A 23,414-nucleotide genomic window follows, 5' to 3' on the forward strand; every position below is an offset into this window, starting at 1 on the left:
ATTGTTTGGACGACACCGCTCTATTACTCTGCACACAGAAGGGATCGAGCTGGCGCAGTGACGCCGCCTCACCAAGCCGGGGGTTTAGATGAATACGCAGTTTTCCGCATGGCTACGCGCATTGGCGCTGGCCACAATCAGCGCTTGTGTCGTCGCTTGTGGCAGCGACAACACGTTGTCTGGCAACGGTGACGGCACTGGAGGCGGAACCGGCGGCACACCCGACCCCGGCGACCCCGTCGACGAAATCGTATTGCGGATGGGTGTGCTCGACGACAACTCCGGCACGTTCACGCAGAACGTGATCTTTGTGGAGCAATCGCCGATTGCCGACGGGGTCGGCACCACCCTTCGCGTCGACATTGTCGACGAGAACGGCGCGCCGTACATCGATAATTCCATCTCTGTCGATTTCTCGGCGGGTTGCGCGGATTCGTCGGCGCTGCCGACAAATCGCACGACCGGAACCACCGGGCGCGCCTCCACGATCTACACGGGCACCGTGGCCTGCGCGGGGCTGGACGCGATCACCGCGACCGCGACATTCGGCGATCAGACTCTCAGCGCCTCCGGCAGCGTCGACGTGCGCGTCGTGCGCATGGGTTCACTGACCGGCGGGAGTTTCAATGAGGGCGTCGTGGCGGTCGGGCAATCCCCGATCGCGACCCGTGGCTCGTCAGGCCTGCGCGTCGACTTCGTGGACCAGAACGATAATCCGATCTCGTCGGCAGCGCTGACCGTCTCTTTCTCCAGCGCAATCTGTACCGGTGATGCCACGCTGGATTCGCCAGTCACCTCTGTGAACGGGGTCGCCCGGTCCACCTTCCAGGACGCGGGCTGCGCCAGCGGCGCCGAGATTACCGACACGATCACGGCCACAACGACAGCGTTCGGAAAAGCGCTTTCTGCCGCCGGAAATCTCACGGTACAACCCGCCAACCTCGGTGCACTCGAGTTTGTCCAGGCCGATCCTCCTGTGATCGGCTTGCGCGGAACCGGCGGCCAGGGCATTCCTGAAACCTCCACGGTGACCTTCCTGCTTCGCGATGAAGTAGGCGACCCTGTCGAGGGCGAAACGGTGGTCTTTGTTCTGGACCGCAATACCGGCGGCATCGAACTGTCCGATTCTCAAGGCATCACGAATTCGGACGGGCAGGTGGCTGTGGTCGTACGCGCAGGCACGGTGCACACCTCCGTCCGGGTGCGCGCCGAAGCCACCGATGGCAACTCGGGCGAAACCATCTCTAGCCAGTCGGACCAACTGGTGATTTCTTCGGGCATCGTGGATAACGACAGCTTCTCGCTCACAGCCGAGTGCTTCAATCTGGAAGCCTTCGATTACGACGGTGTGGAAACCGGCGTGAACATCCGTCTGGCAGACCGGTTCAACAACCCGGTCCCCGAAGGCACTGCAGTCGCGTTCACCACCGAGGAAGGTTCCATCGACGGCCAGTGCTTTGTCGACGCCACCGGAGCTTGCTCGGTTGTCTGGCGCAGCCAAGGTCGTCGGCCGGTGGATGGCCGCACGACCGTGCTGGCAACCGCGACGGGTGAAGAGAGCTTTTTTGACAGCAATGGCGATGGCGTCCATCAGGATGGCGAGCAGAATCTCGCCGAGCAGGACCTGCCAGAGGCATTCCTCGACCGGGACGAGGACGGCGTTTACGACATCGCCGGCTTCGGGGGTAATGGCCGCCAGACACCGAATCGACCGTTTACAGCCATCGAGGCGGATTCGAACGTCGACTTCAACAACGACAACCTGCACAACGCGGCCAGTGGCAGCTTCACCGGCCTGTTGTGTGAAAGCGGCTGCGACGACCCGAACGAAGGCACGTTGCTCAGCGTGCGCGAATCCCTCGTGCTGATTTTCTCCGGATCGGGGGCTGTTCTCGACGGGCAGTACATGGCGGACAGCGACGGCTTCAATGACAGCCTGCTCGTTCTCGACCGGACAGGCACCGACCCGTCACCTACCGGAGTGGCGCTGACGACCAATTCCGGTGATTTCGACGACACGATGAACCTCGGCCAGCAGTTCGATAACGCCGGCGACCCGACGTTCTTCGTGGGGGGCGCGTCACTGGGCGTGATCCTGCGCGATGCGCGTGGTCAGCCGCTGCCTGTCGGCACGACCATCACTGTCGAAAGCGATGTAGGTTCACCGGTCGGCGTGACCAGCTACGAGGTGCTCTGCACGACCAGCGACGCGCTGCTCTCGCACCTCTATGTCTTCTCGATCGACGGACCTGATCCCGACGCCGAGGCGGACAACGGGTCGATCCGAATCACCGTGACCACCCCACGCGGCATCATCAGCCGCCAGAGCTACGGTGTGACGTTCACCCCCGCCCCTGAGGGACCTTGATCCATCGCGCTAACGGCCAATGTCGTGCTTGCGTAACAAGCCACGCAGCTTGTCGTAGCTAAGCCCGAGCGCCTCCGCCGTGCGTCCCTGGTGATGCTGATGCGCATCCAGGGCGTGCGTCAGGCGCGCGGCCTCGAACTCTGCGACGACTTCGGTAAAGTCATACGGATAGCGAATCTGCGCCTCAGGTACAGGCGCTGATGTTGTCGCGCCGGCCGGGGCGCTGTCCGGCATCCGGCTGCTCGGGCGAAATGGCGATGCGAAGGGGTCGAATTCAATCCGGGAGACCGGCTTGCCGGGCACAGCGCGGTACACCGCCCGTTCCACCACGTTCTTGAGCTCACGCACGTTGCCCGGCCAGGCGTAGTTCTCCAAGGTCGCCGAGGCCGCGCCGGTGAAGCCGGCAAAGTATTCGTGCCGCAGCTGCTTCACCATGCCCTTGGCGAAGTGTTCGGCCAGCGGAACGATGTCCTCCGGGCGAAACCGTAGGGGTGGCAGCGTGAGCACGTCGAACGACAGGCGGTCCAGCAAATCTTCCCGAAAACGGCCTTCGGCCGCCCACGCCGGCAGGTCGACGTTTGCGGCGCCGATAATCCGGACATCCACCTGCCGCATCTCATTTGAACCGACCCGCTCGAACTGTCCGTACTCCACGACCCTGAGCAACTTCTCCTGCAAGCGCAGCGACATGGAAGCCAGCTCGTCGAGGAACAGTGTGCCGCCGTCCGCCGTTTCAAAACGGCCGGCGCGAGACTTACTGGCGCCGGTGTAGGCACCGGCCACATGCCCGAACATTTCGGACTCCAGCAGCTCTTCGTTAATCGCGGCACAGTTCAGCTTGATGAACGGCCGGTCCCATCGCTCAGACAGATAATGCAGCCGGGCGGCGATGAGTTCCTTACCGGTGCCGCGCTCGCCGATCACCAGCACTGGCTTGGCCAGCGGTGCCACCTGCGATAAGCGCTCAAGCAGATCAAGGAAGGACTCGGATTCACCGATCAGGGATTCTGCTTCTCGCTCCATGCCGCTCAACCCGGTCAATTTGACCAAATCTTGGGGCAATTAACCTATAAAGGCAATGGAGCTCGCTTGGGAGTAATAATCTTTTCTTTTATAATCAATGTCTTATCTGGTTTTCAAAAGATGGCACAGGTGTTGGAATAAAGAGGCTGTGACCCAAACACCGCTTACAGGGAGTTCTGACATGATCCGCACTATCGCCATCGCCGCCGTCCTCGCAGCCAGCATGACCACCAGCGCCCACGCGTCCCCGAACGTGCGCGATGCGATCCATGCGGCGACATCACACGCCATTGCCACACAGGGCAATCGCGCGCTGAAGCACATCAAAGACGAAGCGTTTCGCATTCTTCGTCCCGTACTTCCGGAGCCTGCTCCGGTAGTCGAATCTGCCGAGCAGTCCGCCCTCAAGAAGGCGGACTAAGGCGAGCCCGATCCCACCAATACTTGGAGCCAAACATGGGTATTTACTCTCGACTGTCCGACATCATCAATTCCAACATGCATGCCATGCTGGACAAGGCGGAAGATCCGGAAAAACTGGTCCGCCTGATCATTCAGGAAATGGAAGACACCTTGGTTGAGGTGCGCTCGACCTCCGTCCGCACCATCGCTCGGAAGAAAACGCTGGAGCGCAAGCACAGCGCCCTGAATCGCGACGCGGCGGAGTGGGAACGCAAGGCCGAGCTCGCAATTCGCCATGAGCGCGAAGACCTGGCGCGCGCCGCCCTGCTGGCCAAGCAGCGCATTGTCGACGTCCAAAACGAGATCAGCGAGGAGCTGAACGCGCTGGACACCGAGCAAGACAAGCTCGACACGGACATCGCCAAGCTGAAGAGCAAACTGGCTGATGCCAAGGCACGGCAGAAGACCATCGTGTTACGCAAGCGCTCCGCGACGACGCGCGTACGCGTGCAGCAACAGGTCAACAGCGAGAAGATCGATGACGCCATGGTGCAGTTCGAGGCCTACGAGCGCCGCATCGATTCGCTAGAAGCCGAGGCAGAATCGTATGATCTGGGTCGCCAGGATCTGAATGACGAGTTTGCCGAGCTGGAAAGCTCCGACCAGGTTGAGGAAGAGCTGGCGGCCTTGAAGGCCCGCGTCCGCACGCCAGACGCTCCTTCTGACAAATAAACCAACATCGCAAGGCTAGGGAGTCCGATGGACGAACTCTTTCCACTGCTCGTCATCCTGCTGGTGGTCGTGGCGCCGACCTGGATCGCGTTTCACTACATCACGATCTGGAAGAAGCACAAGCCAGTCAGCTCGGAAGATCAGGATGCCAAGATCCGGCAACTGGAGCAGTCCGCACGCCGTATGCGGCATCGCCTGGAGGCTCTGGAAGCCATCCTGGATGCCGAAGTCCCCAACTGGAGACGCAAGTCATGAAACGCAGCCGCTCGCTAAACCTGCACCGCGACCCCGACAATGGCTGGATCGCCGGTGTCTGCGCGGGGTTGGCCACCTACTTTGACGTGGACCGCAAGGTGGTCCGAATCATCATGGTGCTGGGACTGATCTTTTTTGCCTGGCCGACGCTCATCGCCTATGTCGTCGCCGCCTGCTTGCTGCCAAAGAAGTCGCGCGCCGCCGAAGCGACTACCGCGACAGCGGATTTCGAAGCGGATGACACCGATCCGGACAACATGGCGTACACGCCGAATCTGCATGAGGTCGAAGATGATTTCGACCACTTGGAGCGCAAGCTTCGGGGGCTGGAAGCTTATCTGTCCTCCAAGGACCTGGAGCTGAACCGCGCGTTCCGCAACCTGGAACGTGGCGAGAACCGCGCGTCGGGCTAAACCGGGCGCGGTGGCAACGAATAGCTGCCCGTCGCCACCGCCACCGGTTCGGGATCATCGACGCTGTGCACGTCAACCGTGCAGATCACCAGCCGCCGCCCGAGCTTGAGGATCCGGGCCCGGGCTTCGATATCCCGCATCTCGGGCCGGCGGAGAAAATGGATGTTCGTGTCGGTGGTCACCGCCAACAACTCCGCTCCCAAGTGGCCGAGTATGACCGCGTACATGGCCGAATCCGCCGCCGCAAACATCATCGGCCCCGACAGCGTGCCGCCCGGCCGTACCATGGTCGCGTCTACCGGCATGCGGATCGTCGCGCGACCCGGTGCCAGTTCGGTGACCTGCAACCCCGCGGCCCGTGGTAAGCCGGCGTGCAACAGGCGCTGGACATCGGCAGCCGCCAGCACCGGCTTCAAGTTCGTCTCTTCCATCCCGCTAGTTTGCCACGCCGGCCGTCCATCCATACCCGCCCGCAAGCACTGCAGCTACCGCTCGGCATAGCGGGTCAACATCGCATCGCGATAAGCCACCCATTGGCCGGCGGCAATGGCATCACGTGCCCCCCGCATCAGTTCAAGATAGTGATGCAGGTTGTGAATGGTGTTCAGCCGCGCGCCGAGAATCTCGTTGCAGCGGTGCAGGTGGTACAGATAGGCACGCGAGTAATGCTGACAGGTGTAACAGGCGCAGCTGTCGTCGAGCGGATTCGGGTCTTCCCGATGCCGCGCATTGCGGATCCGGACGACGCCCTGGCTGGTGAACAAATGCCCGTTGCGGGCGTTACGCGTCGGCATCACGCAATCAAACATGTCCACGCCACGATCAATGCCCTCGATCAGGTCCCGCGGCGTTCCGACACCCATGAGGTAGCGCGGCCTGTCGAGGGGCAGCTGCGGCGACAACGTCTCCAGCACCATCAACCGCTCTTCGCGCGACTCGCCCACCGACAGCCCGCCAATGGCGTATCCATCGAAACCGACATCGATCAGCCCCGACAAGGACTCAGACCGCAGCTCCGGGTACATGCCGCCCTGGACGATGCCGAACAGCAGGTTCACATTGTCGGCGTGGGCTTCGCGGCAGCGGCCAGCCCACCGCAGCGACAGGCGCATGGATTCCGCGGCAGCGGATTCTGATGCGGGATACGTTGTGCATTCATCGAACTGCATGACAATGTCCGAACCCAATGCGTGCTGGACATGGATCGATCGCTCCGGGGTGAGCTCTACCCGGTCGCCGGTGACCGGCGACCGGAATACGACGCCCTGCTCCGTCAGCTTGCGCAGCTCGGTGAGGCTCCAGACCTGAAACCCGCCGGAATCGGTGAGGATCGGTCCATCCCAGTGCATGAAGCGGTGCAGCCCGCCGAGATCCTGCATCACGCGCTCGCCCGGCCGCAGCATCAGATGAAAGGTGTTGCCTAGAATCACGCTTGCCCCGAGGCCACGCAGCTCCTCGGGCGTCATCGCCTTGACCGTGCCATAGGTGCCCACGGGCATGAACACCGGCGTTTCAATCACGCCGTGCTGGGTTTGCAGCCGCCCCCGACGAGCGCCGCCATTCTGATTCAGGCAGACAAAGCTCATGTGCACACCCCCGGTTGCGGTGTCAGCCACATCGCGTCGCCATAGCTGAAAAAGCGATACTGCTGCGCAACGGCGTGGCGGTAGGCGCGCATCACCGTGTCATGACCCGCGAAGGCACAGACCAGCATCAGCAGGGTGGATTCCGGCAGGTGGAAATTGGTCATCAGCGCATCGACCACGCGGAAACAATCACCCGGCTTGATGAACAGGCGGGTGTCGCCGTCCATGGGCCGGAGTTCACCGTCGACGCTGGCCGCCTCGAGCGCGCGCACCACGGTGGTCCCGATGGCGACGACACGACCGCCTCGCTCGCGGGTCTCGGCCACTGCATCGACGGTCTGCGCAGGCACCTGGACACGCTCGGCATGCATGCGGTGCTCTTCGAGCCGATCGGCGCGAACCGGCTGAAAGGTGCCGGCGCCCACCCACAGGGTCGTGGTGGCAAAGCCGACGCCGCGATCGGCCATGGCTTGCAGCAGCGCTGCATCGAAATGCAGCCCGGCGGTGGGCGCCGCGACCGCGCCGGGCTGCCTGGCAAACACCGTTTGGTAACGCTCGGCGTCCTCCACGGTATCCGGCCTCTTGATGTATGGCGGCAGCGGCATGTGGCCGATGTCGCTCAGCACATCGGACCAGATGGCTTGCGGCAGCTGCAGGACGAACAGCCCATCTTCCTGCCGCCCCAGCACGTTGACGTCGACGCCGCCGTCGAGCGTCAGGCGACCTCCTGATTTCGGTGACTTGCTGGACCGCAGGTGCGCCCATGCGAGCCTCGGCTCGACGATGCGCTCAATCATCACCTCGACCTGTCCGCCCGTTGCCTTGCGGCCGAACACCCGCGCAGGGATCACCCGCACATCATTGGTCACGACCAGATCGCCGGGGTTCAGGCAGGCCGGCAGATCACGCACCATCGAGTCAACAAGACCAGCGGTCTGTCCGGACACCTGGAGCAACCGGGCGCCGGCCCGGTCAGGCAAGGGTTGCTGCGCAATCAGTGTCTCGGGCAATTCGTAGTGGAAATCGGATCGACGCATTCGAACATCGCAGATACGTGAGGGCGCGGATCATACGTGAGCAAACCGCGCGGCATGAGCCGTGCTTTACAATCGTCCGCAACAAGATCATGACATGGGGGGATTCGTGGCTGCTGCACGCGAACATTGGGGAAGCCGATTCGGATTCATCATGGCCGCCGCGGGCTCCGCGGTCGGCCTCGGCAACATCTGGAAGTTCCCATACGAAACCGGCGCCAACGGTGGCGGCGCGTTTCTGCTGCTCTACCTGCTATTTATCGTGGTGTTCGGCGCCTCGTTAATCCTCGCGGAAATGGTCCTGGGCCGTGCCAGCGGCCAAAATCCGGTCGGCGCATTTCGCAGCCTGGGGGGTGGGCGTTGGCCGCTAGTGGGCTATCTGGGCGTGTTCACCGGCTTTGTCATTCTCTCCTTCTACATCGTCATTGCCGGTTGGACCATCGCTTACATGGGCTTCATGCTCGACGGCAGCCTCATCAGCGGCGATGCCGAGAGCATCGGCGCGAAATTCAGCGCGTTTATCAGCGGGGGCGCCACGCCGGTGCTGCTCGCTGGCCTGTTCATGGTCGCCACCGTGATCGTCGTGCTGGGCGGCATCGGCAAGGGCATCGAGCGGGCGTCCAAACTGTTGATGCCGGTGCTTTTTGTGCTGCTGCTGGTTTTGATTGCCCGATCGGTGTCGCTACCGGGCGCGGGTGAAGGTCTGCGCTTTTTTCTGGTGCCGGACTGGAGCAAGGTCGACGGCGGCACGTTCACCTCGGCCATCGGCCAGGCGTTCTTTTCGCTGTCACTCGGCATGGGCGCCCTCATCACCTATGGCTCTTATCTTCCCAAGACCACACCGATGCCCGGCTCGGCCGCGATCATCGTCGGGCTGGATACGCTGGTCGCCCTGCTCGCCGGCTTCATGATTCTGCCCGCCGTATTTGCCTACGGGCTCGATCCCGCTGCCGGGCCCGGCCTGACCTTCGTCACCCTGCCGGTGGTGTTCTCGCAGATGCCTGCCGGCGCGATCTTCGGCTTCGTATTCTTCGCACTATTGTTCGTCGCCGCGCTGACATCGGCCGTCTCATTGCTGGAAGTCGTCGTGACCTACCTGGTCGACGAAACCCGCCTGACGCGGCGCCCGGCCGCGCTAATCGCCGGCTGCATCTGCTTTGGCCTGGGCGTGCCGTCGTCGCTGTCGCAAGGTGCGGTGGATATCCAGATATTCGGCATGGACTTCCTCACCGCGGCCGCCTCGCTGACCGATCTGCTCCTGCCTATTGGCGGGCTATGCACGGCCCTGTTTGTCGGGTGGAAGCTGGGACCGAAGTCCGTGGCCCTGGTCACCAATAACGGAACCCAGCGGTTCGCGCTGGCGACCGTCTGGCTATTCATTCTTCGCTTTGTCGCGCCGATCGGCATCGCCTATGTACTGATCAGCGGGATGCTCTGATGCAGAAATTCTTCGACATCATCAACGCCATTAACGGCGTGATGCTCAGCGTGCCCATGCTGCTGGCCCTGCTTGCGGTGGGATTGCTCTTCACCATCTGGACTCGATTCTGTCAGTTTCGCTCGCTGACACATGGCGTCGGCCTGCTGACCGGCCGCTGGACCAGCGGGGATGGCGCCGGTGCCATTTCGCACTTCCAGGCGTTGTCGGCCGCGTTGTCAGCCACCGTTGGCCTGGGCAACATCGCCGGTGTCGCCATCGCCGTGGAACTGGGCGGGCCCGGCGCCGTGTTCTGGATGTGGATGATCGGGCTGGTGGGCATGGCGGTCAAAACCACCGAGGTGACGCTCTCGATGCTGTACCGGGATACCACCGATCCCGACAATCCACATGGCGGCACGATGTGGGTGGCGAAGCGCGCCCTGCCCGAACTGTCGGGCCGGCTGAAAACCGCCGGACCGGTCATCGGCGGCCTGTTCACTTTGCCGCTGATCCTGTTCGCGCTCACCGGCGGCAACATGTTCCAGGCCTGGAGCGTGTCCGATACCACCCATGCCTACTTTGGCGTGCCGCCGTGGATCTCGGGACTGGTCCTGGCCACGATTGTGGGCCTCGTGATTCTGGGCGGCATCCGCCGTATCGGCATTATTGCCGGCACGCTCGTACCGCTGATGTGTGCGATCTACATCGTCGCCGGGCTGTTTGTCATCTTCATCAACCGCGACGTCGTCCCGGACGTGTTTGCGCTGATCTTCACCTCCGCGTTTTCCGCAGCCGAAGGCACCGGCGCGTTCGTCGGTGCGAGCTTCGGCACGGCCTTCATCTTCGGCATGAAGCGCGCGCTGTTCTCGTCGGAGGCAGGCTTGGGGAGCGCCCCGATTGCGCATTCCGCGGTCAAGACTGATGAGCCCGTGACCGAAGGCGTCGTGGCCGGCCTGGAACCCTTCATTGACACCATTGTGGTCTGCACGATCACCGCGCTGGTCATTCTCAGCAGCGGCATCTGGCAACGCCAGGCGGCAGGAAGTTTTGAGCCCCCGGTAGAACTGGTGCAAACCGCAGCGGGCTGGCAGCCCAGCGTCACCGAACTGCCCGACGGCGATTGGCAGGCGGGCGCGCAGGTGTTCACTATCATCGAGATCGATGGCGAGCGTACCCGCCTATATGGACGGGTGAGCGGCGATCAAAACCTGCAGTGGCGCTCCGTCGTGTCGGACACCCAGCCACGGCTGCTCGACAACGGCCTTTACGCCGACTACACCGGCGCCACCCTGACCGCCAAGGCCTTCGATAGCGGCGCTGACGGCCTGGGCAAGTGGATGGTGACCATGGCGGTCTGGCTATTCGCGATCTCGACCATTATTACCTGGAGCTACTATGGCGAGCAGGGCGTCATCTACCTCGCCGGCCCACGCTGGGTCGTGCCCTATCGAGCCGTCTGGTGCGTCCTCATCGTCGTCACCTGTCTTGGGTTCATCCGCACCTCTGGCGAGTTGGATTCCATCAGCACGGTTGCTCTGGGCTTCATGCTGGTGATCAATCTGCCCATCATGCTGCTGCTCGGCAGTCGTATGGTTCATCAGTATCGTGACTACTTTGACCGCATCCGCCGCGGCGAAATCCGACCGAACAATGGATGACTCACGCGCGCCACATGACCAGGCGCCGAGGCTCGGCGTGCTGCTGGTCAACCTGGGCAGCCCCGAAGCGCCCAGCCCACGGGCGATTCGTCGCTATTTGCGAGAATTTCTATCCGACTCCCGAGTGATCGAAATTCCGCGCTTGCTGTGGCTGGCGATTCTCTATCTGTTGGTTCTGCCCTTCCGGCCTGGGCGGATTGCCAAGGGCTACCAGGCAATCTGGACCGATCGCGGCAGTCCGCTCGCCGTGTACACGGCCGATCTGGCAAGCGCGCTGCAGATCCGAATGGCTCAGCGCATTCCGGGGCCGGTTACCGTTGACTGGGCGATGCGCTACGGCAGCCCATCCATTCATACCAAGTTGAGCCAGCTCAAAGCGGCCGGTGCAGAGCGGCTGTTGATCGTCCCCCTCTATCCGCAGTACTCGGGCACGACCACGGCGAGCGTGTTCGATGCCGTGACGGCAACACTGCGGGGCTGGCGCTGGATACCGGAACTGCGCTTCGTCACCGCGTATCACGATCATGGGGCCTACATTGATGCCTTGTGTGAATCTGTCCGAAACCACCCGTCCAGCAACTCACCCGAAGCGCGGCATCTGGTGATGTCATTCCACGGCATTCCGCAGCGATACATCGAGCAGGGAGACCCCTATTTCTGCCACTGTCATAAGACAGCGCGGCTGCTGGCCGACGCGCTCGACCTGAAGCCAGGTGAATACAGCGTCAGCTTCCAAAGCCAGTTCGGAAAGGCACAATGGGTGGGACCGTCAACCAGCGACACACTGACCCGATTGGCGGAGGCCGGCACGAAAGAGCTGCGTGTTGTCTGCCCAGGATTCGCCGCAGACTGCATCGAGACACTGGAAGAAATCCAGATCGAGAACCGCGATATCTTCCGCGACGCCGGCGGTGAAACGCTTCACTACGTTCCCGCCCTCAATGCCACGCAGGGCCATGTCCAGGCCATGGAGTCTCTGGTCATCCAACATGCATCCGGCTGGCCGGAAGCCCTGGGCGATAGCGCTCAGCGCGACCGTCGCAACGCGCCGCATCGGGTGCGGAGCTTAGAAGACGGCGCGTAGCCTTCGGCTGCGATCAATCCGGTGCGGTCGGGTCGATTCCCCACAAGACACGGCCGATCGCGGACTGAAACGCCTGTTGACCACGACCCACCGGCGCCAAACGCCTTGAAACGCCAACCGGTTCACGCTCAGCGCCCGACCTAAGCGGCGCCACCGGAGCTGACACAGCCTCCAGACCCGGTAGTGCAGCGATTGCCCCAGCCTCTGGTGCCGCGGGCTTCGTGGCTTGCATTGCGACGGATGATTCGTCGTGGAACGCGCTGCTTACATCAGCTTGAGCTTGGGTGTTTAACCTATCCGGCGCTGCGGCGACGGCGCGGTCGGGGGACGGCATGGGCCGACCCGTGACCGGGCGACCGACAATCACCCGCGGCTCTCCTAACGCCAAACGCTGAGCCGCCGAGCAGCCCGTCGAACCAGGCACGGTGGAAATCGGGGTGCCTGGACATTGATCGATTCCATCCGGGATGCCATCGCCATCACCGTCGATCGCACAGCCATCGGGGTCGATGCTCGCGCCCACCGCAGAGACCGGACAGCGGTCGTCGACATCGGGAATGCCGTCTTCATCGGCATCCGGAAGATCAGAACAGCCGCGCGCGTCGACAGGTTGCCCCGGCCGGGTGTACGGGCATTCGTCGATCTCGAACGGAACACCGTCGCCGTCGCCGTCGACAATAAACCCGGCACCCCAGACCGGAACGGTCATGAGGCACAGGCAGAGTCCGGCACGCCAGTGTCGAAAAGTTGGGTCCCCAAGCATTGAGAAAATCTACCTGTTTCGCGCAACACGGTCCATAAAAAAACCCCCGAGGGCATAAAAGCCATCAGGGGTTCCTCAAGCCGGACGGCACCAGGGCCGTCCGGCACTTCAGGTCTTACTTGCCGCGGGCGCGGATTTCGCCACGACGGTTCAACAAGCGGCCCTGCGGCGTCTTGTTGCTGGCAACCGGCTGAGTTTCGCCGAAGCCAAGCGTCACGATGCTATCCGGGTTCACACCCTTGCGGACGAGGTAGTCACGCACGGCGTTTGCACGACGCGTGGACAGTCCGGAGTTGTACTCCTTCGTGCCGACACTGTCGGTATGGCCGGTGATCTGCACGGTGACTTCCTTGTATTTCTCCTGCAGCGAGCGGATCTCGGCAGCGGTGTTATCCAGCAGCACCGATGCGTATTCGCTGATCGCAGAGCTGTCGAAGGCGAAGTTGACGTCTTCGAAGCGGCGCTCGACCGGCTCGGTCTGACCGCTGGACTCCAGCGGAACACCGAACTCGTCTACAGCGACCCCGGCAGGGGTGCGTGGCGAGCGATCCAGATCATCGGGTACGCCATCGCCGTCCGAATCAAGCGGGCAGCCAACGGCATCGACCGGAACACCGGATGGCGTGCCGGGGCAGCGGTCGTAGCGATCGCCCACTCCGTCACCATCGGAATCAGTCACACCGCCCGGAGCCGGCAGCGCCGGCGCAGTTTCGGTCTTGCGACCGACCGGGAAAACCAGACCCAGGCTGACGACCATCTCGCCGAAGTCGTTGCCGTTATAGAGGTCGTCTTCCGCAAACGTGTGGCGGTAGCGAGAATCCAGACGCAGCCCGACATCCGGACCTTCCGGCTTCTTGAGGAAGAAACCGAGCCCGATATCAGCGAACGCTTCATTCGACGTGAAGCCCGCGCCTTCCGGCTCGGTCCGCGCCAGACCGAAGCCGATCGAACCATAGGATTGGATCAGGTTGGTCGCCGGCAGGAACAGCATGTTATTGAGGCGGTAGCCGTAGACGGTCCAGTCCTGCGGGCCGGAGAAATCTTCGTAGAACAGCCCGATTTCCGTGCCCCACTTTTCATTGACGGCCAGGCCCACAGAAACCTCTGCGCCATATGCGTCGTCGGTGTTCCGATCGTCATCTGCGGCGATGAGACGGACTTGCGGTGAAACGTAAGGCCGGAGGTCACGCGCCTCGGCTGCCGTGGTCACGGTGCAGCCGAGCAGCGCAACAACGGCGATTCCCGCACGAATCTTGTCGAACATTATAGTTACTCCCTTAACGACGTCGGGTTTTTCGATGACGCATGGTACCGACGGGGATTATAGACCATCCCCATTCGTTGAATGCAATGTAGTTTTGACAATTCCCTCACACCAATCATGCCGTTTTATGACGCTACAGGTCTTTAGACGGTTTCCACGCTCCTTCTGACGAGCGAGACGGTTGCTACACTCCACCGCCGCTTCTAAGGACACTGCGAATGGAATGGCTGGCCGACTATCTCGTTTTTCTCGCCAAGGCAGTGACTGTCGTCATTGCATTCGTAGCGATCATCACAATGGTTGCAGCGGCTGTTCGCCAGCAGCGCCAAGGTTACAGCGACCGGCTTGATGTTCAGTCGCTCAACGAGCGCTACGACGCCTTCGTCGACACCGTTCAAGACGCCATCGCGGATGACCGCGGGCGCAAGCAACGCCGCAAAGCACGTAAGGCCGAGGAAAAACTGCGCAAGAAGGCGTCCAAACTCGGCAAGGCCGAACACAAGGCGAAGCTGTTCGTGGTCGATTTCGACGGCGACATCAAGGCATCGGAAACCGATGCGCTGCGCCATGAAGTGACCGCCATTCTGCAAACTGCCGAGCCTGGTGATGAGGTGCTGCTGCGCCTAGAATCCAGCGGTGGCATGGTGCACGGCTACGGGCTTGCGGCCTCTCAACTCGCACGTCTGCGTGATCATGGCGTGCGGCTCACGGTTTCGGTGGACAAGGTCGCGGCCAGCGGCGGCTACATGATGGCCTGCGTGGCCGATCGAATCTGTTGCGCGCCGTTTGCGATCATCGGCTCGATCGGGGTCGTCGCACAGCTGCCCAACTTCAACCGTCTGCTGCGCGAGCATAACGTCGACTTCGAATTGCATACGGCCGGAGAGTACAAGCGCACGTTGACGATGTTCGGAGAGAACACCGACGAAGGCCGGGCCAAGTTTCAGGACGAACTGGAAGAGGTGCATGGCCTGTTCAAGCGCTTCATCGAGCAGTTCCGCCCCCAGCTAGACTTGGCGACAGTCGCCACGGGTGAACACTGGTTCGGCACGCGTGCCAAGGAACTTAACCTGGTGGATGACGTCATCACCAGCGATGACCTGCTGTTGAAAGCCAGCCGGGAGAAGTCCATCTACCAGCTGGAGTTCCACCCGCAGCGCAGCCTGCAGGACCGACTCGCCAATGCGGTGGACAGCTCGTGGAAAAACATCCTGCGCAGCATTCGCCACGACAGCGGGACAACCTGGAACTAGCCCGCCGACACGGAACAAGGAGATTGTTCGATGAAATTGACCAGTGAGAGCTTTGCCGACCAGACCGCGATCCCCGGACGCTGCGCGTTCGCAGTCAAGCATCCGGACACTCACGTGCAATTCTCCGACAACCGCAACCCGCAGCTAACATGGTCGGACGCACCTCAAGGCACCTCGTCCTTTGCGCTGCTGTGCGTCGACCCCGACGCCCCGACCAAGCCGGATGATGTCAACCAGGACGGTCGCACCGTCCCCGCGGATTTGCCACGTGCGAACTTTGCCCACTGGGCGATGGTCGATATTCCGAGCAATGTCACGGAGATCGGCGAAGGTGCCTGCAGCCAGGGCGTCAGCCCGCGTGGGAAGTCCGACCTCATCGGCCCTGAAGGCAGCCGACAGGGCAAGAACGACTACAGCAGTTGGTTCGATGGAGATGCCGACATGGAAGGCACGTACCGCGGTTACGATGGCCCCTGCCCGCCGTGGAATGATGCGATCGCACACCGCTACGTGTTCAAGGTCTACGCGCTGGACTGCGCCACACTGGAATTGCCTGATTCCTTCACCGTTGCCGATGTCGAGATAGCGGCAAAGAGCCACATCCTGGCCAGCGCCGAATTGACGGGACTCTACAGCCTGAACCCGGATGTGCCAGCGGAATAGTCGTTATCGCCTGAGGGGGTGCCTAGTCGCGGGCCTGGTAGCGGCCGCTGTCCACTTCCCCAATTCAGCATCGGCCGGCATCCCACTGCCGGTGCTCGCGGACGGCACGCCGTCACTGGCGCCCATGCTGGAGTCAGTGCTGCCCGGCGTCGTCAACGTGGTCGCCACCGGACGCGTTCGTCAGCAAGCCCACCCGCTGCTCGACGACCCCTTCTTCCGCCATTTCTTCAATGCGCCACGCCAGCCCCGGTATCGCGAGACCCAATCCATCGGCTCCGGCGTCATCATTGATGCGCGTCGCGGTTATGTCGTCACGAACTACCACGTCGTCGAATCCGGCACGGAATTCCTGGTGCGGCTCGGTGACGACAGGGAGTTTCCGGCCACGCTGATCGGATCGGATCCGGATACCGACCTGGCGGTGGTCCGGATTCAGGCGGACCAGCTGCAAGCCATTCCCTTCCCCAAGAACGACAGCTTACGCGTCGGCGATTTCGTGGTGGCGATCGGCAACCCGTTCGGGCTGCGACAGACTGTCACGTCCGGCATCGTCAGCGCACTGGGGCGTCACGGACTCGGCCGTGGATACGAGGACTACATCCAGACCGACGCATCGATCAATCCCGGCAACTCGGGCGGCGCCCTGGTCAATCTGCGCGGCGAGCTGGTCGGCATCAACACGATGATCTACTCCAACAGCGGTGGCAGCATCGGTATCGGCTTTGCGATTCCGGCGCCCATGGTTCGGAACATCACCAAGGCCATCATCGACGATGGCCGCGTAATCCGACCCTCGCTGGGTGTCGTCGGCCAGGACTTGCACGCCGAACTCGCACAGGCCTTCGATTTGCAGCCTAACGACGGCGTGCTGGTCGCGCGCAGTCTCGAGGGCTCGCCGGCGGACCAGGCTGGCCTGGAACCCGGTGACGTCATCCGCAAGCTGGGCGATGTGCGCCTTCGTGACACGGACAGCCTGCGCCGCGCGCTGGGGCTGGCCCGAGCCGGGGAGCGTCTACCGCTCATATACTTGCGCAACGGCAAGCAGCACACGGTCACCGTGCGCCTGGTCGCGCCGGCAACGGCTGAAATCGACGGCGCGACCGTGCATCCGTTGCTCGACGGCGTCCGGCTGGCCAACATGACCGAACACCACCCGCTGGCGGGGCGTCTCCAGGGGCTGGTCGTCGAGCAGGTCGCCACGGGGTCCAGAGCGGCGATGGCTGGGCTGCGCAGCGGCGACATCATCACGCAAATTGGTCGTACACCGACCGGCTCGGTTGACGACGCCAAACGCGCTGCCACCGATGCGCAGGGCGAGTTGGTGTTGCGCATCCAGCGTGATCAGCGATCCGCGTTCGTCGTATTGCGGTAACCCGCCCCACGCTCGCTATACTCGTCACTCAACGAGGACTGTGCAGATGAACGATTCGGAACTGAGCGGGCTGGAAACGCGATTGCAGGCATTGCTCGCGGATTACCGGCGTCTGGCTGAGCACAATCGCCTGCAGGATCGCGAACTCTCCGAACTGCGCGCCTCCAATGCCGAACTCAAGCGCCGGCTACGCTCCATTCTTGAGCGAATTCGTGCCCTTGAGGTCGAGACGGCTTAGGGCTTCCCCTGAGCCATCAACGCGAAAAAGGTTCCGAGCATGGTGGATGAAGCAAGGTCGATCACCGTCACGATCATGGGTCGCGAGTATCAGATCGCCTGCCCGCCCGAGGAACATGAGCGCCTGACCGAATGTGCCGAGTACCTCAACGGACGGATGAATGCGATCCGCAAGCGCGGACGCTCCATGGGTATCGAACGCATTGCCATCATGGCGGCGCTGAACATCGCACGCGATTTCCTGGATAACCGCGATGCTGGCTCCGACCATGGCGACGTGGACGAATCAGCACGCCGCCGGCTGCGGCAGATGGAATTGTCCATCGACCAGGCATTGTCGGAGCGAGGTTGAACCCCCGCCTTCCTGGCAATGTCAAGCACTAGCCGAACGCGGCGAAATTCGGTGTAATGTGCAGGGTATCTCCTGCGGTGTTCGTCAGTGTGCCGGGTTACCTCCTGAGCCAATGCACCACACCGGGGAGGGTTGGTCGCTCGTGGTGAGCACGTCCACTTCGGTGGAAAGCCTAAGCGGGTGATCCGAATCCCCACCTGAGATCATGTCTCAGGGTCAATGGCACGCAACGGCACAGGCGGGAGATGCCTTCCCCAGATTCACTTTCGGAGCAGCGCAGCGCAATTCGCCGGCAGTTGCTTCGTGCGAGACGCTCGGTTGACGCCGCGACCCGTGCCGCGTTTCGAACGGCTGCGGTGGAGTTCGCGCTGTCGGATCCGCGAATCCGCCGAGCGCGCTCAGTCGCCGTCTACCACGCCATGCGTACCGAGGCACCGACGGACGCCCTGATCAGGACGCTCTGGCGACAAGGCAAACAAGTCTTCCTCCCGATCGTGAGGGGGCGGCGAATGCGCTTTGTGCGTTACGGTCCCGACGCACGGCTGCATTCGCGCGCGATCGGCATGCACGAACCCCGAGGGACGTGGTTGGCCTCATCGCGGCAACTCGATGTCGTGTTTCTCCCTTTGACCGGTTTCGACTTGCAGGGCAATCGGCTCGGCCTTGGCGGGGGATTCTACGATCGCACGTTCGCCACCAGTCGCGCGGGCGGTCGCATCTGGCATCGCCCCAAGCTGATCGGACTCGCGTTTTCGGTGCAAGGCGTGGACAGATTGCCGATCGCCGCGCACGACGTGCCCTTGCACGGCATCGTGACCGAGCTTGGCGCGATCGATTTCCCGGCGACCGGTTAGACTCCCGCGCCGACACCCCAATCACCGACAAACGCGAGCAGACATGCAGTACTGGCTGATGAAATCCGAGCCTAACGAGTTCTCATTCGATGATCTCAAGACCAGGCCCGAGCAAAAGGAACCCTGGGATGGCGTTCGCAATTACCAGGCTCGCAACATGATGCGCGACGCGATGAAAGTCGGTGATGGCGTGCTGTTCTACCATTCCAATTGTGACGTGCCCGGCATCGTTGGTCTGGCCAAGGTTGCCAGCCTGCCACGTCCCGACCACACGGCCTTCGACCCGGACGACAAGCACTTCGACCCCAAAAGCGACCCAGACAATCCACGCTGGTTTCTGATCGATGTGCAGTACGACCGACCGCTTCAACGCCCGATCGCCCTGGCGGAGATCAAGCAGCATGCCGACGCGCTGGACGGGCTGGCCCTGATTCGCCGTGGCAACCGCCTGTCGGTCATGCCGGTGTCGGCCGAGCACTGGGACTACATCTTGGGGCTGGAGTCGGCCGACGCGCCCTGACCGCGCAAGCCATCAGCGCTACCGCAAGAACATCCGATACGCCGGGTTGCCCGACTCATCCCAGTACCGGTAACCGATGCGCTGCAGGCGATCAAGAAAGTCCTGCAGTTCGCCTTGCGGCACCTGGAAGCCGGCCAGCACGCGACCAAAGGCTGCACCATGATTGCGGTAATGAAACAGCGAAATATTCCAGCGCCCCCCGAGCTGTTGTAGAAAGCGCATCAGCGCGCCGGGCCGCTCCGGAAACTCGAAGCGAAACAGACGTTCGTCCTGCAAGGCGTCCGCCCGACCACCGACCAGATGCCGCAGATGCACCTTGGCCACGTCGTTGTCGCTCAGGTCACTGATCTCGTAGCCCGCCTTGCGAAACTCGTCGCACAGCGCATCGCGCTCACGATCACCATCGCGGATCGCCACCCCCACGAAGATATGCGCCTTGGCGGCATCGGCATACCGGTAGTTGAACTCGGTCACCGCCCGTCGGCCGAGGAGCTCACAAAACTGCAGGAAACTGCCCGGCACCTCCGGCAAGGTCACGGCCAGCAAAGCCTCGCGGTGCGCGCCCAGAGCCGTACGCTCCGACACGTATCGCAGCCGGTCGAAATTCATGTTGGCGCCGCTCACCACCGCGACTAGTGTGCGGCCATGCAAGCCCCGGGCCTGAACGTCCCGCTCCAGCCCGGCTAGCGCCAGGGCGCCCGCTGGCTCGGGAACCGAACGCGTGTCTTCGAACACGGCGCGAATCGCCGCGCAGATCTCGTCCACCGAAACCTGGATGGTCCGGTCAACGCATTGCCGTGCGACGGCGAAGGGATAGGCGCCGATCTGGCGCACGGCCACCCCATCAGCGAATAGCCCGACCTGATCCAGCACCACTCGCGCATCGGCCTTTAGCGCGTGGTGCAGGCAAGCAGAATCCAGCGGTTCGACCGCAACAATCTCGGTGCCAGGGCGATGTCGTTTAATGTAGGCCGCCATTCCGGCGACCAGGCCACCGCCACCGACGGGAATGTAGACGGTGTCGATCGCATCGCGATGCTGATCGAGTATTTCCTTGGCGACCGTTCCCTGCCCGGCCATGACGTCGGGGTCGTCGTAAGGATGAATAAACGACTGACCCCGCTCGGCGATGAGCGAATTCGCATGCGCCAGCGCGTCGTCATAAGCATCGCCCACCAACACGACCTCGGCTCCGTATGCGCGGACCGCATCGATCTTGATCGACGGCGTTGTCTCCGGCATGACGATCGTCGTCCGGATATCCAGCGCTTGCCCAGCCAGCGCAACGCCCTGGGCGTGGTTGCCCGCCGACGCCGCAACAACGCCCGCAGCACGCTGCGCTGGTGTCAGTTTGGCGATGCGATTGTAGGCGCCGCGCAACTTGAAGGAATGCACCGGCTGCGCGTCCTCGCGCTTGAGCCAGATCTGGTTGCCCAGCCGACCCGACAGCTTGGCGGCCGAGTCCAAGGGCGACACGCGGGCCACATCGTAGACCGTGGCCATGTCGATAGCCTGCGCCAGAGCGTCCAGGTCAACAGCGGGCCATGCCGCGGAGTCAGCAGCGTCATTCATGCAAGGTAGACCGGAACGGCCTGCGGAGGAGTGTCGTCGTTTATCATACGGCGTCATCATGATCGCAACGAATCCTCCGACACCCCGCATCGGCTTTATTGGCGCCGGCAATCTCGCCACAAGTCTGATTGGCGGGCTCATCCAGGCCGGTTGGGCTCCCGACTCGCTATGCGCGGCGGATCCCTCCGATGCGAGACGCCAGCAGCTCACCGAGCAATTCGGTCTGCTGGTGTCACCGGAAAACGCGGACATCGTCCACCAGGCCGATGTCGTCGTGCTGGCCGTCAAGCCGCAAATCATGCGAGCGGTGGCGACGGCCCTGTCACGTGCGCTGCATCCCGACCAAACCGTGGTGTCTGTCGCCGCCGGCATCCGCGGCGATGCGCTAACCAACTGGTTGAGCTCGACGTTGGGCACGCCGGGAGTGATCCGGGCAATGCCCAACACGCCAGCATTGCTTGGCGTCGGAGCGACCGGACTGGTCGCGGTCAACCCGGTGAATGAACTGGGGCGCACGACCTCGGAATCGATTTTTTCGGCAGTCGGCCAGGTCGAATGGCTGGACAACGAAGCGCAGATCGACGCCGTTATCGCCGTCGCTGGCAGCGCACCAGCCTATTTCTTCGCGTTCATCGAAGCCCTGGCTCAAGGCGGCGAAGCGCTGGGTTTAAATGCCGACGTGTCGCAACGGTTGGCGATCCAGGCAGCACTGGGTGCGGCGCGGATGGCGGCCGAAACCGGTGAACCGGTCGCCACACTGCGCGAGCGGGTGACCTCCCCCGGCGGGACGACGGCCGAGGCATTGAAAGCGTTTCAGGCCGGTGACCTGGAGGGCCTGGTGCAGCGGGCGATGAATGCTGCGGTCGCGCGGGCACAGACGATGGCGGACGAATACGGAGCAACAAACTGATGGGACAGGGCGCGGACGCCGGACTCTTTCTGGTCAATACCTTATTCACGCTCTACATGAGCGTCGTCTTTCTTCGCGTCGTCCTGCGCTGGGTTTCGGCTGACTTCTACAACCCGCTATCGCAGTTCATCTGGCAGGTCACGAATCCTCCGGTGGCCCCGTTGGCGCGTGTCGTGCCGCGTTGGCGCAAACTCGATACCGCCGCGCTGGTCTTTTTAGTGGCCCTGGCGGTCGCGCATATCACCGTGGTCTTGCTGCTCACGCCTTACCGCCTCGGGCCGCTGGCAGTTCTGTGGTTTGCAGCGCTCAAGCTCATCGTGCTCGTGCTCAACGTCTACACGTTCACGATTTTTGTCCAGGCGATCATGAGCTGGCTCGGGCCGCAGCAAACGAATCCTGCTAATGCACTGCTGTGGAGCGTGAACCAGCCAGTCCTGACACCAGTCCGGCGCATCATTCCGCCCATTGGCGGCTTGGACCTGAGCCCGCTGTTCGTCATTCTCGGCCTGCAGGTGCTCAGTCGCCTGATCTCGCTGCCCGCCCTGTTCCGCTGATGCCGACGGACGACGGCGTCGGCCTGGTCCAGGCGCAGACGCTGCATTTCGACCAACCGCTGTCGCTGGAATGCGATGCGACGCTGCCGGCCTACGATCTGGCCTACGAGACCTACGGTTCGCTCAACGCCGATGCCAGCAATGCAATCCTGATCTGCCACGCGCTGTCCGGTGATCATCATGCGGCGGGCCGTTACAGTCCCGAGGACCGCAAGCCGGGCTGGTGGGACAACTGCATCGGCCCTGGGCGGCCGATCGACACGAATCGCTACTTCGTCGTGTGCTCCAACAATCTCGGCGGATGTGGGGGCTCGACCGGACCGGCGTCCACGAACCCCGCCACGAGTCGTCCCTGGGGCCCGGACTTCCCGATGGTCACCGTTGGCGATTGGGTACGCAGCCAGGCTCGGCTGGCCGCGGCATTGGGCATCTCGTGCTGGCATGCCGTCATCGGCGGCAGCCTCGGCGGAATGCAGGCGCTTGAATGGTCGATTCGCTATCCGGATCGCATCCGTCGCGCTGTGGTGGTCGCGGCGGCGCCCAAACTTTCGGCACAGAACATTGCGTTCAACGAGATTGCCCGCCATGCCATTCGCTCGGATCCGCGTTTCCACGACGGACGCTATCTGGAACACGATGCCGTACCCGGCGTAGGCCTGCGTCTGGCCCGCATGCTCGGCCATATCACCTACCTGTCGGATGACGGCATGCGGGCACGTTTCGGGCGGGATCGTAGAGCCGATCAGGCGCGATTCAACTTCGATGTGGAATTCGAGATCGAGTCCTACCTGCGCTACCAGGGCGAATCCTTCGTCAACCGGTTCGATGCCAACACCTATCTGCTGATGACCAAGGCCCTGGACTATTTTGATCCGGCACAGGCCGCAGGTGACGATCTCGCCGCCGCACTGGCGCCGGCGAGCGCCCGCTTTCTGGTGGTGGCCTTTTCCAGCGACTGGCGGTTCTCGCCCAAGCGCTCGCGTGAGATTGTCCAGGCACTGCTGGCGAACAAAAAGCAGGTGAGCTACCTCGAGATCGAATCGGACTTTGGTCATGACGCATTCCTGATGCCGATTCCGCTCTACCACCGTGCGTTGTCCGGTTTTCTGGAGGCCCCGGCATGAG

Annotated in this window: 26 protein-coding genes and 1 other RNA gene; 20 read left to right on the plus strand and 7 right to left on the minus strand. The window is 62.7% G+C overall.

The genetic code is table 11. The features are described 5' to 3' along the window. Positions 1-88 precede the first annotated feature (88 nt). A complete protein-coding gene (locus ACE1EY_RS10990; RefSeq protein ID WP_291513159.1) occupies positions 89-2,368 on the plus strand; it encodes a hypothetical protein in 2,280 nt (759 codons plus the stop codon). Between the two features lie 9 nt (positions 2,369-2,377). Here ACE1EY_RS10990 and pspF read toward each other — a convergent pair whose 3' ends face one another. Then, positions 2,378-3,391 carry a phage shock protein operon transcriptional activator gene (pspF, locus tag ACE1EY_RS10995; RefSeq protein WP_291513160.1) on the minus strand — a complete coding sequence of 338 codons (1,014 nt, stop codon included), beginning with the start codon at positions 3,389-3,391 and terminating at the stop codon, positions 2,378-2,380. A gap of 181 nt (positions 3,392-3,572) precedes the next feature. Between pspF and ACE1EY_RS11000 the strand changes: the two genes are divergently transcribed. From ACE1EY_RS11000 to ACE1EY_RS11015, 4 genes are read left to right on the plus strand one after another with little or no spacing between them, the layout of a single operon-like run. Continuing rightward, positions 3,573-3,812: a hypothetical protein gene (locus ACE1EY_RS11000; protein WP_291513161.1), complete on the plus strand. Its 240-nt coding sequence runs from the start codon at positions 3,573-3,575 to the stop codon at positions 3,810-3,812. A gap of 35 nt (positions 3,813-3,847) precedes the next feature. Next, positions 3,848-4,525, plus strand: a complete 678-nt coding sequence (pspA, locus tag ACE1EY_RS11005) for a phage shock protein PspA (protein ID WP_291513162.1) — start codon at positions 3,848-3,850, stop codon at positions 4,523-4,525. 27 nt (positions 4,526-4,552) lie between these two features. Next, the gene (pspB, locus tag ACE1EY_RS11010; RefSeq protein WP_291513163.1) at positions 4,553-4,780 is read left to right on the plus strand and encodes an envelope stress response membrane protein PspB; all 228 of its coding nucleotides are present in this window, start codon (positions 4,553-4,555) and stop codon (positions 4,778-4,780) included. After that, positions 4,777-5,193, plus strand: a complete 417-nt coding sequence (locus tag ACE1EY_RS11015; protein WP_291513164.1) for a PspC domain-containing protein — start codon at positions 4,777-4,779, stop codon at positions 5,191-5,193. Before pspB ends, ACE1EY_RS11015 begins: the two co-directional genes overlap by 4 nt. On the opposite strand, the gene ACE1EY_RS11020 is transcribed toward ACE1EY_RS11015, so the two are convergent. The 3 genes from ACE1EY_RS11020 to queA are packed head-to-tail and all read right to left on the minus strand — an operon-like array spanning position 5,190 to position 7,816. Beyond that, entirely contained in the window at positions 5,190-5,624 is a 435-nt protein-coding gene (locus ACE1EY_RS11020) for a PaaI family thioesterase (RefSeq protein WP_291513165.1), read from the minus strand. The two genes, ACE1EY_RS11015 and ACE1EY_RS11020, sit on opposite strands and share 4 nt — an antisense overlap. A 54-nt stretch (positions 5,625-5,678) precedes the next feature. Further along, complete coding sequence (gene tgt, locus ACE1EY_RS11025) at positions 5,679-6,779, minus strand: tRNA guanosine(34) transglycosylase Tgt (protein ID WP_370300171.1); 1,101 nt, start codon at positions 6,777-6,779, stop codon at positions 5,679-5,681. Continuing rightward, on the minus strand, positions 6,776-7,816 hold the full coding sequence (queA, locus tag ACE1EY_RS11030) for a tRNA preQ1(34) S-adenosylmethionine ribosyltransferase-isomerase QueA (RefSeq protein ID WP_291513166.1): 1,041 nt from the start codon (positions 7,814-7,816) through the stop codon (positions 6,776-6,778). The genes tgt and queA overlap by 4 nt, the downstream gene beginning before the upstream one ends. Positions 7,817-7,910: 94 nt before the next feature. Here queA and ACE1EY_RS11035 point away from each other — a divergent pair, with 94 nt between their 5' ends. Genes ACE1EY_RS11035 through hemH form a run of 3 tightly spaced genes read left to right on the plus strand, consistent with a single transcriptional unit; the run spans position 7,911 to position 11,975 of the window. After that, a complete protein-coding gene (locus tag ACE1EY_RS11035) occupies positions 7,911-9,251 on the plus strand; it encodes a sodium-dependent transporter (RefSeq protein ID WP_291513167.1) in 1,341 nt (446 codons plus the stop codon). Beyond that, positions 9,251-10,891, plus strand: coding sequence for an amino acid carrier protein (locus tag ACE1EY_RS11040; RefSeq protein ID WP_291513168.1), 1,641 nt, complete (start codon positions 9,251-9,253; stop codon positions 10,889-10,891). The genes ACE1EY_RS11035 and ACE1EY_RS11040 overlap by 1 nt, the downstream gene beginning before the upstream one ends. Continuing rightward, complete coding sequence (gene hemH / locus ACE1EY_RS11045) at positions 10,884-11,975, plus strand: ferrochelatase (protein ID WP_291513169.1); 1,092 nt, start codon at positions 10,884-10,886, stop codon at positions 11,973-11,975. Before ACE1EY_RS11040 ends, hemH begins: the two co-directional genes overlap by 8 nt. Positions 11,976-11,988: 13 nt before the next feature. Here hemH and ACE1EY_RS11050 read toward each other — a convergent pair whose 3' ends face one another. Continuing rightward, positions 11,989-12,498 (minus strand): hypothetical protein, encoded by a 510-nt coding sequence (locus tag ACE1EY_RS11050; protein ID WP_370300180.1) that lies wholly within the window; start codon positions 12,496-12,498, stop codon positions 11,989-11,991. Between ACE1EY_RS11050 and ACE1EY_RS11055 the strand changes: the two genes are divergently transcribed. After that, a complete protein-coding gene (locus tag ACE1EY_RS11055) occupies positions 12,424-12,741 on the plus strand; it encodes a hypothetical protein (RefSeq protein WP_291513170.1) in 318 nt (105 codons plus the stop codon). The two genes, ACE1EY_RS11050 and ACE1EY_RS11055, sit on opposite strands and share 75 nt — an antisense overlap. 112 nt (positions 12,742-12,853) lie before the next feature. Here the strand turns inward: ACE1EY_RS11055 and ACE1EY_RS11060 are convergent, their stop codons facing one another. Further along, a complete protein-coding gene (locus ACE1EY_RS11060; protein WP_291513171.1) occupies positions 12,854-14,002 on the minus strand; it encodes an OmpA family protein in 1,149 nt (382 codons plus the stop codon). Between the two features lie 218 nt (positions 14,003-14,220). Between ACE1EY_RS11060 and sohB the strand changes: the two genes are divergently transcribed. The 8 genes from sohB to ACE1EY_RS11100 all read left to right on the plus strand — a co-directional run bounded on the left by sohB (position 14,221) and on the right by ACE1EY_RS11100 (position 19,253). Next, a complete protein-coding gene (gene sohB, locus ACE1EY_RS11065; RefSeq protein WP_291513172.1) occupies positions 14,221-15,255 on the plus strand; it encodes a protease SohB in 1,035 nt (344 codons plus the stop codon). A 30-nt stretch (positions 15,256-15,285) separates the two neighbouring features. After that, the gene (locus tag ACE1EY_RS11070) at positions 15,286-15,918 is read left to right on the plus strand and encodes a YbhB/YbcL family Raf kinase inhibitor-like protein (protein WP_370300172.1); all 633 of its coding nucleotides are present in this window, start codon (positions 15,286-15,288) and stop codon (positions 15,916-15,918) included. After that, positions 15,902-17,290 (plus strand): Do family serine endopeptidase, encoded by a 1,389-nt coding sequence (locus ACE1EY_RS11075; protein ID WP_370300173.1) that lies wholly within the window; start codon positions 15,902-15,904, stop codon positions 17,288-17,290. Before ACE1EY_RS11070 ends, ACE1EY_RS11075 begins: the two co-directional genes overlap by 17 nt. 46 nt (positions 17,291-17,336) lie before the next feature. After that, the gene (locus tag ACE1EY_RS11080; protein ID WP_291513175.1) at positions 17,337-17,528 is read left to right on the plus strand and encodes a hypothetical protein; all 192 of its coding nucleotides are present in this window, start codon (positions 17,337-17,339) and stop codon (positions 17,526-17,528) included. A 39-nt stretch (positions 17,529-17,567) separates the two neighbouring features. After that, positions 17,568-17,879, plus strand: coding sequence for a cell division protein ZapA (locus ACE1EY_RS11085; protein WP_291513176.1), 312 nt, complete (start codon positions 17,568-17,570; stop codon positions 17,877-17,879). Positions 17,880-17,945: 66 nt separating this feature from the next. Further along, positions 17,946-18,128: non-coding RNA, 6S RNA (gene ssrS, locus ACE1EY_RS11090), on the plus strand. After that, positions 18,125-18,733, plus strand: coding sequence for a 5-formyltetrahydrofolate cyclo-ligase (locus ACE1EY_RS11095; RefSeq protein WP_291513177.1), 609 nt, complete (start codon positions 18,125-18,127; stop codon positions 18,731-18,733). The genes ssrS and ACE1EY_RS11095 overlap by 4 nt, the downstream gene beginning before the upstream one ends. Positions 18,734-18,776: 43 nt before the next feature. Then, positions 18,777-19,253 (plus strand): EVE domain-containing protein, encoded by a 477-nt coding sequence (locus ACE1EY_RS11100; protein ID WP_291513178.1) that lies wholly within the window; start codon positions 18,777-18,779, stop codon positions 19,251-19,253. 18 nt (positions 19,254-19,271) lie between these two features. Here ACE1EY_RS11100 and ilvA read toward each other — a convergent pair whose 3' ends face one another. After that, positions 19,272-20,825 carry a threonine ammonia-lyase, biosynthetic gene (ilvA, locus tag ACE1EY_RS11105; RefSeq protein ID WP_291513179.1) on the minus strand — a complete coding sequence of 518 codons (1,554 nt, stop codon included), beginning with the start codon at positions 20,823-20,825 and terminating at the stop codon, positions 19,272-19,274. Positions 20,826-20,883: 58 nt separating this feature from the next. On the opposite strand from ilvA, the gene proC reads away from it, so the two are divergent. The 3 genes from proC to ACE1EY_RS11120 are packed head-to-tail and all read left to right on the plus strand — an operon-like array spanning position 20,884 to position 23,413. Further along, positions 20,884-21,735: a pyrroline-5-carboxylate reductase gene (gene proC / locus ACE1EY_RS11110; RefSeq protein ID WP_291513180.1), complete on the plus strand. Its 852-nt coding sequence runs from the start codon at positions 20,884-20,886 to the stop codon at positions 21,733-21,735. Continuing rightward, positions 21,735-22,289 carry a YggT family protein gene (locus ACE1EY_RS11115; RefSeq protein WP_291513181.1) on the plus strand — a complete coding sequence of 185 codons (555 nt, stop codon included), beginning with the start codon at positions 21,735-21,737 and terminating at the stop codon, positions 22,287-22,289. Before proC ends, ACE1EY_RS11115 begins: the two co-directional genes overlap by 1 nt. Then, positions 22,289-23,413, plus strand: a complete 1,125-nt coding sequence (locus ACE1EY_RS11120; RefSeq protein WP_370300174.1) for a homoserine O-acetyltransferase — start codon at positions 22,289-22,291, stop codon at positions 23,411-23,413. Before ACE1EY_RS11115 ends, ACE1EY_RS11120 begins: the two co-directional genes overlap by 1 nt. Position 23,414 lies beyond the last annotated feature (1 nt).

Origin of the sequence: Abyssibacter sp. (assembly GCF_964229365.1) — a bacterium.
Classification (GTDB): Bacteria; Pseudomonadota; Gammaproteobacteria; order Nevskiales; family OUC007; genus Abyssibacter.